The organism is Streptomyces sp. NPDC005266 (assembly GCF_040607655.1).
Taxonomy (GTDB): Bacteria; Actinomycetota; Actinomycetes; order Streptomycetales; family Streptomycetaceae; genus Streptomyces.
On the sequence record NZ_JBEXHC010000015.1, the window covers coordinates 102,123 to 116,151 of the forward strand.

At 68.5% G+C, this 14,029-nt stretch carries 9 protein-coding genes and 2 pseudogenes; 5 read left to right on the forward strand and 6 right to left on the reverse strand.

What is annotated here, in order from left to right; all coding sequences use genetic code 11:
• The first annotated feature begins 247 nt into the window (after positions 1–247).
• The 3 genes and pseudogenes from ABZU99_RS24340 to ABZU99_RS24350 form a co-directional block, all read left to right on the forward strand.
• Positions 248–388, forward strand: coding sequence for a DUF6233 domain-containing protein (locus tag ABZU99_RS24340; RefSeq protein ID WP_356046439.1), 141 nt, complete (start codon positions 248–250; stop codon positions 386–388).
• Positions 389–748: 360 nt separating this feature from the next.
• Positions 749–1,531: a hypothetical protein gene (locus tag ABZU99_RS24345; RefSeq protein ID WP_356046437.1), complete on the forward strand. Its 783-nt coding sequence runs from the start codon at positions 749–751 to the stop codon at positions 1,529–1,531.
• A 216-nt stretch (positions 1,532–1,747) separates the two neighbouring features.
• Positions 1,748–2,011 (forward strand): annotated as a pseudogene (locus ABZU99_RS24350) (hypothetical protein); the annotation flags it as partial.
• Here ABZU99_RS24350 and ABZU99_RS24355 read toward each other — a convergent pair.
• Entirely contained in the window at positions 1,948–3,291 is a 1,344-nt protein-coding gene (locus ABZU99_RS24355; RefSeq protein WP_356046435.1) for an ATP-binding protein, read from the reverse strand. The pseudogene ABZU99_RS24350 and the gene ABZU99_RS24355 overlap by 64 nt on opposite strands.
• 205 nt (positions 3,292–3,496) lie before the next feature.
• Between ABZU99_RS24355 and ABZU99_RS24360 the strand changes: the two are divergent.
• Positions 3,497–3,859: pseudogene (locus tag ABZU99_RS24360) on the forward strand (transposase); the annotation flags it as partial.
• A gap of 39 nt (positions 3,860–3,898) precedes the next feature.
• Positions 3,899–4,261 (forward strand): STAS domain-containing protein, encoded by a 363-nt coding sequence (locus ABZU99_RS24365; RefSeq protein WP_356046433.1) that lies wholly within the window; start codon positions 3,899–3,901, stop codon positions 4,259–4,261.
• Between the two features lie 898 nt (positions 4,262–5,159).
• Here the strand turns inward: ABZU99_RS24365 and ABZU99_RS24370 are convergent.
• The 5 genes from ABZU99_RS24370 to ABZU99_RS24390 all read right to left on the reverse strand — a co-directional run bounded on the left by ABZU99_RS24370 (position 5,160) and on the right by ABZU99_RS24390 (position 14,020).
• Positions 5,160–7,196 carry a pentapeptide repeat-containing protein gene (locus ABZU99_RS24370; RefSeq protein ID WP_356046431.1) on the reverse strand — a complete coding sequence of 679 codons (2,037 nt, stop codon included), beginning with the start codon at positions 7,194–7,196 and terminating at the stop codon, positions 5,160–5,162.
• 461 nt (positions 7,197–7,657) lie between these two features.
• Positions 7,658–8,914: a group II intron reverse transcriptase/maturase gene (gene ltrA, locus ABZU99_RS24375; RefSeq protein WP_356046429.1), complete on the reverse strand. Its 1,257-nt coding sequence runs from the start codon at positions 8,912–8,914 to the stop codon at positions 7,658–7,660.
• 1,219 nt (positions 8,915–10,133) lie between these two features.
• A complete protein-coding gene (locus ABZU99_RS24380) occupies positions 10,134–11,387 on the reverse strand; it encodes an ATP-grasp domain-containing protein (protein ID WP_356046427.1) in 1,254 nt (417 codons plus the stop codon).
• 31 nt (positions 11,388–11,418) lie between these two features.
• Positions 11,419–12,951 carry an AbgT family transporter gene (locus tag ABZU99_RS24385; protein ID WP_356046425.1) on the reverse strand — a complete coding sequence of 511 codons (1,533 nt, stop codon included), beginning with the start codon at positions 12,949–12,951 and terminating at the stop codon, positions 11,419–11,421.
• Between the two features lie 22 nt (positions 12,952–12,973).
• Positions 12,974–14,020, reverse strand: a complete 1,047-nt coding sequence (locus tag ABZU99_RS24390) for an MAB_1171c family putative transporter (protein WP_356046423.1) — start codon at positions 14,018–14,020, stop codon at positions 12,974–12,976.
• Between the last annotated feature and the right edge of the window lie 9 nt (positions 14,021–14,029).

A 14,029-nucleotide genomic window follows, 5' to 3' on the forward strand; every position in this document is an offset into this window, starting at 1 on the left:
TGGGCGCAGGAAGCCTCGGACGTGTCGTGCAGTCCGGGGCCTTTCCCTGCTCCAGGTCGCGCCTGTTGGACTGTGGTGCAGGGAGTGCCTCTACTCCGGCCCGGGATCGCGCAGCGGGTTGCGGTGCCCGCAGTCCCAGCACCTCACAGTCGCTGGCAGGTTCTCGAATCGCGAGCGGAGACGCCGAAAGAGCCGTCAATACGGAAGCCTTCGCAGCCCTGGCACGGGCTGAACCGGACGAACGTCGATGCGGTGCACACCGGGACCGCGGCCAAGAGCGGCCGGTGCCGTCCGGCGACCCCGGCAGCAGGCCATCGAGGCACTGCGCCAGCAGGTCCCCGCGTGCGTCCACTGCCGCCCGGACACTGCCCTGGGCATCCTCGACTAGCTGGACTGCGTGACCAGGATTCCAGGTAAGCGGGCTTGCCCGCAGGCTGGGCACTGCGTGGAGCGGGCGTGCCAGACGGTGCGCTAGGGTGCCTGCGGCTGGACGCGCACCGCCGCCCGCCGCAGGTCGACGCCCACGCCGTCGTCCCGCGATCGGCCAAGGTCCTACGGGGCCCGCGACGCCCTAACGTTGCATCTCTTCGTCGATGGGCGGCGTGGGCATGCCCGTCGAGCCGGAGAAGACCGATGCCACGTAACCAGAGCACTGCTGGCTCAGCGCGCCCGTGCGGCGCAGCGCGCGAGAGGCGGCAAGTACACCGCCGCACTCCGTGAGGCCACCGCGGCCGGCACCTCGCCGACCGTGTTCTCCCTGCAGGAACTGCTCGCCGAGTGCACAACCTCCCCCGAGTGGACCGGAGAACACCCCGAGGTCGACGCCGAGTGGGCACCGCGCATGTTCGACTCGGCGCTGCTGGGTGGTCCCGTGCCGCACAAGTCGATCCTGCGGCTGACCGGCTACCTCGCAGCGGCGGGGCTGTCCGCCCAGATGACGGTGGAGTCGCGCGACGGCTTCAACGACATGGTGGTGGCGTGCGGCGGCCGCCGCTTCCAGGTCCTGCTGTCCCAGGACGACTGGGTCGCCGAGCTATGCCTCATCCCGCGATGCGACCGCTACCCGGTTGCCGAGGCCCTGATCCCGTACTGCGAGCACCGGCATCTCGCCCAACGCTCCGGAGCAGAGCTGGTCAAGATGGCCTGGGATTGGGGACACTACCGGCACCAGGAGTTGGAGAGGACTCCGGCCGCCGCGCATGCAGGAGACCAGGGCAACGCACTGATCGAGGCCGCCGTAGTTCAGGGCGCCTTCTGCAAGGTCGCAGCCAAACTGGTCGAGGGCTGCTTCGAGGACCCCGATCTGATCGACGACGTGTACTTCAACGACGCAGAAGCCACGGCCGTCCGGCATGCGATGGACAACGAGCACCTCCTCCTTAAGCAGAGGGCCCGGTCCGCCGCCGCCCATATCCGCAAGCTGGCCGGCGACCTGTGCACGTGCGGGAAACGTCTGTACCTCGGACCCGAGGCCGATGTGCCCGCCCGGTACTGCTCCACCCAGTGCGCCTCAGCAGCGCACCAGCAATGATCGACTTACGGGAGCGGTATGGCCCGGCTGCCGGGTGAGCGGGACCTTGCTCGCCAGGCGGCCGGTGGCCAGCGGGGAAGGCATGACGGCATGACGTGGGCGTTGCCGCAGCCGATGCTGACTGTGGCCGTGGACAGCCCGGCCCTGCCCGGCGCCACCCCGCCCCGCGTGCCGCTGGCGCGCCGGGCCGCTGCCGAACTGGTCGGCACCGCCGCCGCGGCGTACTGGTTCACATCCTCCACGTCCTTCGCCAACCCGGCGGTGACGATCGGCCGCACCTTCACTGACACCTTCGCCAGCCTCGCCCCTGGTTCGGTGGCGCGCTTCATCGCGGCACAACTCCTTGGCGCGGTAGTCGGCCTGGCCGCGGTCGCCTCGTCTTCCCGGTGCCGAAGGCGGCCGCCGCTGCGGCGTAGTCAGGCGCCGGTGAGGACCTCGACGCCGGTGGTTGCGGCCCAGGCGGCGATGGTCTCGTGGTAACGGCGGCCCCAGGCGAGCAGGTTGATCTGCCCGTCGTGGGTGAGCTGTTCGGCTTCCACGACTCCGAAGTGCTGGTAGCAGTCGGCCAGTAGGGAGGCGGCGGCCTGCACGAGGAGGCTGCCGTCGTGGGCGGCCTCCAGGAGGAGTCCGGCCTGACCGGTGGCCAACTGCTGCTCGGTGGCGCTGAAGACGATGTGGGCGCTGCTGCCGCGGTCGCTGGCGATCCCGCAGGCCGGCTGGTTGCCGACGTCCAGGGTCAGGCGGGCGGTTGCGGTGCCGGCGGCGGCCGCGCGACTGGCGCGGTGGCGGGCCAGGTGCTGCAGGATGGCCAGGACGTTCATCACCACATGGTCGCTGTGCCAGCTCCTTGCGTGCTGGGGAAATGCCTCGTCGCCGGCACCGAAGGCGGCGACCTGCGGGCCTTCGGTGACCCAGGCCGCGGTGCCGTCGGCGTGGAAGTGCGCGACGTGGCGGCTGCGGGACTCCCCGGTCGAGGCGATGAAGCGGCGCGGCCCCACCCCGAAGGACCTGAACACGTCGCGGCCGTAGAAGGGCAGGTCGGCGTCCGCCAGCTCCTGGCGGAAGGCGTGGAAGCCAGCGGCCTCGATCGGGAAGGCGCCGGGCAGGTCGGGGGTGAGGGTCAGCAGGAGCTTGGGCCCGGGCCGGCCCCGGCCGTCAGTGGCGATGGCCCGGTGGGCGGCGTCCAGGACATCGTGGCGGCCGGCGGCCATGCTGGCCGAGGCGGCGATGGCGCGTTTGACCTGGGTGAGGTTCATGTAGGAGGTGGTGTTGTCGTTGCGGTAGGGGAAGCGCAGGGTGCCGTCGCGGACGTCCTTGAGGCCGGCGACCGCGTGCGGGCCGCGGGCGCTGGGCGGCACCGAGATCACCACCAGGCCTCGCGGCGCCGGGTCTGCCGGGTCCTCGGCGATGAAGGCGATGTCGCACTCGGCAGGTGGGTCCATGCGCCAGGCCAGGGCCTCGCGGTAAGTCTTGCGGAGCTGGTCGGTCAGCGGCTCGGGGTTGGCTCTGACCGGTATGGAGGTCGCGCGGTCCTCCTCCAGGCCGAGGATCAGCGTTCCGCCGGCGGTGTTGGCCAGCGCGGCGACGTCCTTGGCCAGTTCGCCCTGCCACTCCGGCTTGCGCTCGTACTGTCGGCCCTTGTAGTCCAGGTCCGTGCTCTCCGCCGCGTTCGGATTGCCGATCAGGGCAAGGTACTGGGCCCAGCTAGCTTTACGGGGAGCGGCAGCGCTGAGCAGGGTGCGCAGGCGGGCGTCGAACATGCCCCGACGGTAGCGCCACTTGCTCACCGGCGCCGCCGGATTGACGCACGGCCCCCTGCCTCGGGCGGTGTCAGCGCTTCAGATCGAGCATGGCGGACATGCCCGCCACCACCGAGGGGGCCACCGTGTAGTACACCTAGTAGTGCTTGGTCAGGTCGGTTGTGGTGATGCGTGTCCTGCTGGCCCGGTGTGGCGTTGAGAGTGTGTGACTCCGGACGAGATTGCTGCGGTGCGTGGTGAGTTGGAGACGTTCGCGGCGGAGGTGTTCGAGCCCTTCGCACGCAAGGACCAGCGCCGGTGGGGGCAGGTCTATCTGCGGGGGCTGCTGACCGACGGGCAGCGTAAGTCAGTCGAGCCGATGGCTGCCCGGCTCGGGGAGGACGGCAATCGTCAGGCACTGGCCAACTTCATCACCACCAGCCCTTGGGACCCGGCGCATATCCGGGCCCAGCTCGCCTGGCGGATGGAGGAGGCGATCGGGCCGGACGCCCTGGTCTTCGACGACACGGGGTTCCTCAAGGACGGGGCTGCCTCGGCCTGCGTGTCGCGGCAGTACACCGCGCTCGGAGGTCAGGAGCCCGGCCTCGCGCAGCTTGGCTAGGAAAAAGTGGCGGACACCGAACAGGCTGTGCAGTTGGAGCAGCTGTCCCTCGTGGCCACCGTCACCCACGGCATCCACGTCCTGACCGTGGCCGGAGAGATCGACCATCACACCGGTGACGTGCTCAGCCAGGCCCTGGATCTCTCTGGCACGCCCCGCCCCCGTGTCGTGGTGGACCTGCGGCAGGTGGCGTTCATGGACTCCAGCGGCATCAACATCTTCATCGCCGCCCACCGCGCCCTCAGCGAGGCCAGTGGCTGGCTCCGCCTGGCAAGCCCGACAGATGCGGTGCTGCGCACCCTGCAACTCGTCGGTCTCGACACCGTCATCGACTGCCGCGAACCCCTCGACGACGCGCTGCCCGGCTGACCTCGACAGCGCCGCGTACGGGGCAGGCAGACGACGGGGGACGTACCTGCCTGCCCCCTGTACGCGGTCGCTCGCTCAAACGGGGGATAGCGAGCGCCACGGGACCCCTGGATCCCTGGGGCCACCCCCTACAGCGCCAAGAGGACCGGTGGTGTCACAGCCCCGCAGAAAAGGAGCTTGGGCATAGTACGCGGACGCCGACCAGCCGCTGGAACACCTCGAGCTGCGCGGTGTCCCGAAGGTGGCTGCGGCGCAGCGGCGGTGGGCGGGGGTGGCGCGCCGTGCGGGGCGTGCTCGGGCGGAGGGCGGGGAGGTGTTCGCCCTGGAGCAGGCGGTCGTGGCCCGGTGGTGGGATGAGGCCCTGCACCGGGAGCGGGAGGAGATCTGGCCGCAGCGCCTGCACCGGGTGGCGGGCGGCAACGCGGGGACGGATCTGGAGCGGGGGCGGATCGTGGGGCGGGACGCGGTCGTCTTCCCGGAGGTGGTGGCCGTGGCCGACGCGCTGCTGGACCCGGTCATGACGGAGGTGGTGTGGGCGGACAGCGGCGCCGGTCAGCCACGGCCGCTGCCTGCCGACGGGGCGTTCTGCCGTCGGCTGGGAGAGCGGGTGGGACGCACTTGGCTGGGGCCGCTGTCCGCGGTGGACTACGGCGGGCCGCTGATCGCCTGGATGGGCGCGGTCATCCGCCGGCGCCGCGGCGAAGGCGGGCCGCCCGGGTACGACAACAGCAGTCGGCACCGGAGCGCACACGCGCGCCCTCGTGCCTCTCAACGAGGCGATCGGCTCGGCACGCAGGCCCCATGGGCCGCGCCCTTTCCAGGGCTCCCGTTCGACTGTGACGGCCCTGAGGAGCACGAGCGCAGGGGGTACCCGGTGGACGTTCAAACCGAGCATGGGTCAGCGTTTGATGCGTCCGCGGATGGCGAGGACACCGAGGGCGAGGAGGGTGGGTTCGAAGGCCATCTCGATGTAGGTGCCGACGGTGGTGAGGTTCTGTCCGCTGGAGCGGAAGACGACCGAGTTGACGGCGACGCCGGTGGCTTTCTCCGCGCGGGCGAAGGTCATGCGCTGGGTCCAGCCGCCGTGCAGGGCAGGGTCGGGCGTGCTGGTCTTGAGGCTGATCCTGCTGCCGTTCAGGGTCCCGGTGGTGGCGGGGTCGGGGTCGTGAGTGGGCAGGCCGACGCCTATGAGGAGCAGCACGGTCACGGTCATGGCGCCGAGCAGCCAGGTGAAGGCGCGAGAGGCGCGCAGGCCGTAGCCGGACAGCAGCCAGTACCCCCACAGTAGGCGGCGTTCACCCTTGGCGGTGCCGTTCGTGTCATGGCGGCGCATCTCGCATTCGCCGTAGTAGAAGTCGGCCGCGCCGGGTTCGTTCTTGCCGTCCTCGAACGCTTTGCGCAGTTGTCGGTACAGCGCGGCGACGTCTTCCGGGTCGGGGGTGCGGGCGGGGTCGGCGTGGTGCGGTCCGGGACGCCACCAACGGGGATCCAGTGCCACGCCGGTGGGAGGAACGGGCTGGTCGGCGGCGTGGGCGCGCCAGTGGTGTTCCTCGGCAAGGACACGTCGGCGGGTGAAGTGGATCGGCCGGATGCCGCGGCGGTGCCAGCCGGTGGGGGCGTCGGCGAAGGTGGTGCGGCCTTCCAAGCGGATCTGGTCGAGGTGGAAGGCCCCGGAGAACAGGCAGTCGGTCAGGTCGATGTCGGTCAGCACCAGGTGCGCGGCATCCACGCCCTGTACCGAGACGACCCGCACCCGGTCGGTTACGCGCGACTGCTGGCCGGGGCCGGCCAGCAGGTCCTCGCTCACGGCACTGCCGTCGTGGCTGAAGGGGGTGGGGTGGGCGATGACCGCGGCGGGGGCGGCCAGGACCGAGTGACTGAGGTCCACCGCCGCATACCGCACCCGCACGGTCGCCGTCGACTCCCACCGCGTCCGCGCACACACCACCTCGGCCGCGGCCATCTCCAAGGTCGCCGGCAGCACAAACACCGCCCCTGACAAGAGCACCGCCTGCGCACACACCAACGGCCCGAACACCGACACACCCTCAAACCGCGCCTCGTTGAACGCGGCGACGCCCGAGAATCGAGATCCGCCGAACTTGGCAGAGCTGGAGAACCGCGCCCCCTCGAAAGAGGCGCGCCCGGAGAACAGCGCCTCGTCGAACCCTGCGAGGTCGGAGAACTGTGCTCCGCCGAAGTCGGCGGGGCCGGCGAACTGCGCCCCGCCGAACCCTGCGGGGCCGAAAAACCGAGTCCCGCCGAAGTTGGCGGGGCCGACGAACTGCGCCCTGCCGAACCCGGCGATGCTGGCGAACTCCGCTCCGCCGAAGTCGGCGTGGTCGGAGAACTGCGCTTCGTTGAATCCAGCAGGGCTGGAGAACTGCGCTCCGCCGAAGTCGGCGCGGCTGGTGAACTGCGCCTCCTCGAACAGGGCGCGGCTGGTGAACTGCGCCTCCTCGAAGTTGGCGGGGCCAGCGAACTGCGCCCTGCCGAACCCTGCGGGTCCGGAGAACTGTGCCTCGCTGAACCCGGCCTGGTGGGAGAACTGCGCCTCGTTGAACCCGGCGAGGCTGGAGAACTGCGCTCCGTCGAACCCAGCGGGTCCGGAGAACTGCGCCTCGTCGAACCAGGCGGGTCCGGAGAACTGTGCTCCGCCGAACCCGGCGTGGCCAAGGTGGGGTTTGCCGGTGGTGGGGTCCTTGAGGGCGTTGAGAAGGGCCTCCAGCAGCTCTTGCGTGAAGGGAGTGCCGCGGTGCTCGATGTCGGCGCCGGGGGCCAGACTTGCCAGGTAGGCGGTGCGGTCGGTGTCGGTGAGGTGGGCCAGACACGCGGTGTGGCCGGAGACGTGAATGCCCCGGCAGCCGACCGGGTCGCTGGCTGGGTCCGCGCCGTGCCCGCAGTACGGCCACGAAGGCGGTATGGGTGTGTTCATGGTGGGGCGGCTCCACGTGTGAGGCTCGGGTGCCGATATGGACGCTCTGGGGAACCTGGCCGGTTCAAGGCATGCCGTGACGGCAGCGTCGCCGTCGAGTCCCGCCACTGCCGTGTGCGGCGTTTCGGCAGCTGGCCGTCGGGCCAGCTCCGGCAGTACCGGCGACGCCCTCGCCTCCGCCATCCTGACCGCAGCCGCACCCACCCGGATGACCGTCTACGACCGCCGCGTCCAACATGCCCTCGACACCCTCGGCCTCACCCTCACCCCCTACACCAGGACGCTACGGCCGCTACCTCCAGCTCCTCGACGACCTCCTCCAATACGGCGGAACACGCGCCGACGACTGGACCGGCGCCACCCCCGACCACCCAGCAAGCCCCTAGCGAGTAGCCGGGAGGGATCTCACCTCCCGGCTCTCTCAGAACCGTGCGTGAACCTCTCGATTCACACGGCTCCCATCACCCGGTCGTTCGAGGCCGGAGGATTCGCCAGTGGGCGAAGAGCCCCGAGTAGAGCTTGGCTGTCCTCTCCAAGCCCTGCCACGCCCGGCTCCGGCGACGCCGGAGCCGCTTGTACTTCTGCGTGGCCCATCGCATCAGGTACTGATCGATGCCCTTCAGGCTCGGGACCAACGCGGACGGATAGAACCGGCCATAGTAGTTGATCCATCCCCGCACGATGGGATTGATCTCCCGTGCGAGGTCTGCCAGGGACGATCCACTGCGCTGGTGCAGCCGCCATCGGCGGATCTGCGCCCGGATGCGCTTGGCCGCCTCGTCGCTGATCGCCGGGTTGAAGCCGAAGAAGTAGCTCCCCGTCTTCGACCGGACTTTCCGCGAGCGGAACGTGTATCCGAGGAAGGTGAACGAGACGTGCTCGTACGAACCACGCCTCTTGCCGTCCTTGCAGTACACGATGCGGGTCTTGTCGGGATGCAGCCGCAAGCCCCCGCACTCGGCCAGCCGCTGGCCGATCGCCTGACGCACCTGGTGCGCCTCGGCCTCGGTGCGGCAGTGAACCACCATGTCATCGCAGTAGCGTTCGAACCGGATGCCCGGGAAGACCCGGTCCATCCAGGTGTCGAACGCGTAGTGCATGAACAGGTTCGCCAACAGGGGCGAGATCGCCGAGCCCTGGGGACTCCCGCGATCTCGCGCGACCAGCTCGCCACTCCTGTGCTGCAGCGGGGCTTTCAGCCAGCGCTCCACATACAGCAGAATCCACCGCTGGTCGGTGTGATGGGCCACCGCTTTGAGGACCAGGTCATGGTCGAGGTTGTCGAAGAATCCCTGGATGTCGATGTCGACCGTCCAGTCGGTCCTCCAGCACCGTTCCCGGCAGGCCGCGACCGCGTCCAGCGCGCTTCGGCGGGGCCGGTATCCATAGGAATCAGGGTGGAACAGCGGTTCCACCTCCGGTTCCAGGACCATGGTCGCCGCTGTCTGCGCGATTCTGTCCGCGACTGTCGGCACTCCGAGAACCCTGACCTTGCCTGCTCCCCCGGGCTTGGGGATCTCCACCATCCGCACCGGCGGCGGGAAGTAGCTGCCCGACGACATCCGATTCCACAGTTTGTAGAGGTTGCCCTGCAGGTCAGCCTCGAACTGCTCGATCGACTCGCCGTCGACCCCGGCCGCTCCCCGGTTCGCCTTGACCCTGAGATACGCCTCCCAGACCACATGCTTCGAAATCTCGAACGGCTTTGGCCCGCTCACCCGGCTCCTCCCGGGAACTCCGGTTGACCGCCAAGCAGACCTGGATGATCCGTCCCCTTCGCTCCACCCGCATTACTGGGCTTCCTCACTACTACGAGACGGTCTGCCCCCGTGCCCCGCATCGGTACTCGGTCCCTCGCGGTGTTGGCCGCTTGGGGATCTCCCTCTCGCCGCCGGCCTCGCAGGCCAGCAGCAGTATCGGGGCGACAGGTTCTCACGTTCCGCGCAAGAGCCCAGGTCAGGCTCGCGCCGCCTACATGCCGGACGCCATCCGGGCAGTCAGCAGGCTCCCCCCCCGGACTTGTCCCAGAGCCCTGGTCTCGCCCTGGTTTCGACGCCATTGAAGTTTGTTACGACACGTCATCAGCGGTTCGCTCTCGCTCGCCTTCCTGACCCACACCTGACGCGATCATCGCCGCGCCTTTTCCCGCAGCGCTCACCACGAACGGCACTTAACCGACGCAGCCTGCGGTGGTTTGGAGCCTCCCCCTGCAGGGCGACCCCGGAGGACCTACCTCCATCTCCTGCACAGCACCGCTTCCGGAAGCTCCTACATCGACGCCTCCTTCAGCGTTCGTGACACACGACCAGCACAAACGCACTCCGGTCCTTTAGATACCGGACACCATCACCAACACCACACCACCGTTATCAACGAATCCCTAACAACCCCAGATCAAAAGCATCGTCACCACCACCAAAGCACTCCGGAAGCGTCCACTTCCTTCTCAGAAAACTGCGAACATCAGAGCTCACACCCCACCCCCCATGCCAACCACGAACCTCGCAATCACACCAACCACCCTGCGCAGAAATCGGCACCACGCTCAGCTCACTGCGCAGCACAAACAGCCAGCTCAGCCCACATGTCACCCGCCGCCAACGCCTCGGCACCGCGTAAGCCTCCCCCGCAGAACAGAAATACCACTCAGTAAAACTGAGCAACAGCAGGTCAGGATCAAGATCAATAAGCAAGCGCGACAACTACGCCACACGCGCAGCCGCGGCCGCCGCACCGGCCGGCGACTGGCAAATTCGGGCCAGGCCCGACGGCGTTTACCAAGCCGCACCGGGCCGCCGGTGGCCCGGATACGCCACTTACTGGCGGCAGACCACCGCCCAACGTCGATGACCCTCTTTGCCATGCCGGGTCGTAACCGTTCGGTGCATCCGCCTACGCCTCCTGCACCCGGCCCGCGTCCAACAGGCGGGTACCCTCTCAGACGATGGCCGAGTAGAGACCGTCCGTCTCCAGCTGGCGGATGCGCTGGTAGTCCTCGTGTACCTGGTCGGCTTCGGGGTGGACCAGGTAAGCCGAACCGAACGAAGTGAGGAGGTCGCGGGTCTTGCGGACTGGTCCGACCGCCGCCCGCAGGCGCACCGAATGGAACGACGGCAGCTGCCGGATGGTGGTCAGGTCGAGTTCTTCGGTCAGCATCCCGTCGCGCGGGCAGTGCAGAGCCGTTTGCGCCAGGGTCGCCCGGTGCGGCAGGGGCTGTTCGGTGGAGGTCAGGAAGTGATCCGGCGCGGTGTACGCGGCGGCGGTCAGCAGAGCCAGATTGGCGCCGTAGACCGGCAGCGTGATCGCTGGGGCGATGCCGCCGTGCAACCGGGCGCCCAGTTCGATCAGCACCGGTCCGGTCGGAGTCATCATCACCTCCGCGTGAACCGGACCCCAGGCGATGGCGAACGCGTCGAGCACGGCGAAGATGTAGTCGCTGAGCGCCATGCCGACCGGGTCGGTCGGCGGCAGCAGGAGACTGAGGTCGTAGACGCGGGAGCCGTCGATCACCCGCTTGTCCGCACGCCACACCTCCGCGACCCGGTGGTGGCCCGCGGCCGAGATGGTGTCGACCATGTATTCCTCACCCACGAGAAATTCCTGGGCGAGGAAACTCGTGTTGACGTTTCCCCACATGTCCACGCTGCCGACGTTCTTGGAGAAGTAGGCCAGGGCGTCGTCATCCGAGTGCGCGACCTGCACGCCGAGGGTTCCTGCGCCCTGCAGCGGCTTGAGCACGATCGGGTACCCGTCGCCGCGCGCTGCGAACGCCATCGCCTCTGCCGCCGTCGTGACCCGCTGCGAACGGGCGTGCCGGAGTCCCGCCGTCTGCAAAGTGTCCACCATCAAGGCCTTGTGCCGCTTGGCTTCCGTCTGTTCGGTCCCGTTGCAGGTGGGCAGCCCCAGCCGCTGAGCGAGGTGATCCGCCACCCCCACACCGCTTTCCAAGCCAGCCAGGACGTAAGTGACGTCGTAGGCGGAGAGCCGGGACCGCACGTCGTCGAAGTCACCGTGAAAGTCGACGACATCGATCACTCCCGGTGGCTGCTCTCCGCCGGCGTACGGCGCATACTCCTCGACGCGGTTCCGCACGTGCACGACCGGATATCCCCGGGCCGAGAAGGCGGCTGGCAAGAACGCGCCGCTGCTGTACGCGTCCACGACGACGCAGACCGTCTGCTTGCTACCCATACTTGTTCTCCTCTGTGCCTTGGATCCGGACTCAGGTGCCAGGACCGAACGGGATGCCCAGTAGGTACCAGGCGGTGAAGAAGCTGATCCATACGAGCCAGACGGCTCCCGCGAGCGGCAACGTGAAGGAGGCCAGTGTGCCGATGCCCGCCGACTTGCGGTGGGTCTGGATGAACCGCAGCGCCATGAGGAAGTAAGGACTCATCGGTGTGATGCAGTTGGTCGCCGAATCGGCTACCCGGTAGACGGCTTGCGTGGCCTCCGGGCTGATCCCGAGCAACATGAGCATGGGCACAAATACCGGTGCCACCAATGACCACAGCGCTGACCCGCTGGTGACCAGCAGATTCATCACGCTGACCACGACGGCGATGCCCACGAGCACCTGCCAACCCTGTGTCCGGACCCCTTGCAGCGTTTCCGCTCCGCTGACAGCGAGAATCTCGCCGATCTTGGTCCACTTGAAGTAGGCCAGGAACTGCGAGATAGCGAAGAACAACACCAGCGTCGGCGCGAGCGAGCGGACCCCGTCGGTCATCGCCGCGACGACGTCGCCAGCGCGCGTGAACGTGCCCGCGAGGCGCCAGTAGACGACTCCGAGCACTGCGAAGAACAGGCCGAGCACCGGCGCCATCCCGGTGAACAGTGGTGAGTTGACCACTCCCGCGCCCGGGCCGCGCAGCGGTGAGCCAGTCGGGATCATGACCGCGACCAGTGCGGTGACGAACGCGACGGCCACCAGGCTGGTGACCCGCAGCGCACGCTGTTCGCGGCCGGTCAGCTCCTCCGTTTCCGCCAGGCCCGCATCGGGGTCGTCGGCCTGGTCGGCGGCCAGGTCCGGCCGCTTGGCCAGGGCTGTCTCCACAACCACGGTGATGACCAACGCGATGAGAACGGAAGAGGCAAGTCCGAAGAAGTAGTTCGCCACCGGTGTCACGGTGTGGTGGGGGTCGACGGTTTGGGCCGCGGCGGTGGTGATGCCCGACAGCAGGGCGTCGGTCGTGGTGAGGGACGGGGAAGCGTCGTAACCGGCCGAGATGGAGACGAAGGCTACGACACAGCCCAGGACCGGGCTGCGGCCCGCTGCGCGGAAAGCCAGGGCGCCGATGGGAATAAGGGTCACATAGGCCGCGTCACCGGCGATGTGACCGACCATGGCTGCCAGTGATAGCGCGAACGTCAGGTAGCGGCCCGAAACCTGGGCGACCATCCGGCGGAGCAGGGTGGTGATGAACCCGCTGCGGTCCGCCACGGAGATTCCGAGCATCACCGCGATGATGGTCGGCAAGGGCGGGAAGCCCGCGAAGTTCTGCATGGCGTCGTCCACGATGACGGTCAGGCCGTCCGCGCTGAGCAGGTTCCGTACTGCGATGGTCTTCCCGGTCGAGTCCTGGACCACGCTGAACCCGGTGGCCGACAGGACCGCGCTGAGTGCGATGACCCCGAGCGCCAGCAACCAGAACAGCCAGAACGGATCCGGGAGCTTGTTCCCGATCCGCTCGATGGCCGCGAAGGAGCGGAAAGCGACAGGCGAAAGGGCCCGTCGCGGTTCGACGGATTTCACGTGGTGATCCTTAGGGGCGGTTTCAGGCGGCCCGTGTTCGGCGCGACATCTGGACGAGCTGCTCCACCTCGCCGGCGAGGCCGGAGCTGCCGCGGGCGGGTGCCTGCGCTTGCAGGGCCGCGGTGGGTGCGCCGAGCGCGAGACGGCCATCGTTGATCTCGATGACCCGGCGGCACAGGTGGTAGCCGACCTCCCGGAAACGCAGGACGTCGGCGATCCGCGACCTGGGGGGATCCAGGGCGATCGAGGGAACCTGGTCGTACAGCTCCCGCCAGAGGGGATAGAGAGCTTGATAGCTTCGGTAGTCGTGCAGCCACGCCGAGGCCGCCGTGAGTTTCGCGCCCCAGGACGGCAGGGTCAGTCCGACGGCCATTAGCGGGACGCCGACGCCGATGCACACCGGGGTGATGAACTCCAGGTCGGGCAGCTCCACGCGCAGGTGCAACGCCGTCACGCAGATCAGGCGGTGTACGCAGTAGAGCAGGTAGACGGCCGCACCGATCGCCGTGATGCGCAGCCCGCGACGCAGCCACACTCCGGGGGCCACGCGGGCGTAACGCACGCAGATGACCAGGATTCCGAGCAGCCCGGCAGCGAAGGCGACCGTGTAGAGCACGAGGTATACCGCGACCTGTGGGAGCTGCATGTTGTCCAGCAGGTAGTTCCCCGACCGGTTGGACACGGCGGGCCGGGCGGCCAGCCACAGGCTGATCAACACCCCCGCCATCAGGGCGGCGAGGACGAGCCAGCACTTCACGCGCCGCCGGGCTTGTTCCGCGGGGCAGGTCCAATAGCTCAGTGCCGCGAGAATTCCGGTACTGCACCCCACGCCGCCGAATAGGTGCACGACCAGCGCGGTGAGGTCCGGTATCCCTGTGAGGCGATCGGCGACCGCCGCGACATCAGGGGCGGCGACCGTCAGGGAGACGAACTTGAAGCCAAATGCCGCGGTCAGCATGAGCAGTGCGCGATCGCGGTGATTGGTGCGCAGGCCCAGCGACATGTAGATGCATGCGGCCAGGCAGGTCACGGCGCAGGACATGAAGGTCCAGTCCTTGATCTGGTCCACCGCACATCC

Excerpts from the sequence above, each read along its gene's own strand:
- ABZU99_RS24340 (WP_356046439.1), top strand. The coding sequence starts at position 248 with ATGCGGTGCACACCGGGACCGCGGCCAAGAGCGGCCGGTGCCGTCCGG.
- ABZU99_RS24355 (WP_356046435.1), bottom strand. The coding sequence starts at position 3,291 with ATGTTCGACGCCCGCCTGCGCACCCTGCTCAGCGCTGCCGCTCCCCGT.
- ABZU99_RS24370 (WP_356046431.1), bottom strand. The coding sequence starts at position 7,196 with ATGAACACACCCATACCGCCTTCGTGGCCGTACTGCGGGCACGGCGCG.
- ABZU99_RS24380 (WP_356046427.1), bottom strand. The coding sequence starts at position 11,387 with ATGGGTAGCAAGCAGACGGTCTGCGTCGTCGTGGACGCGTACAGCAGC.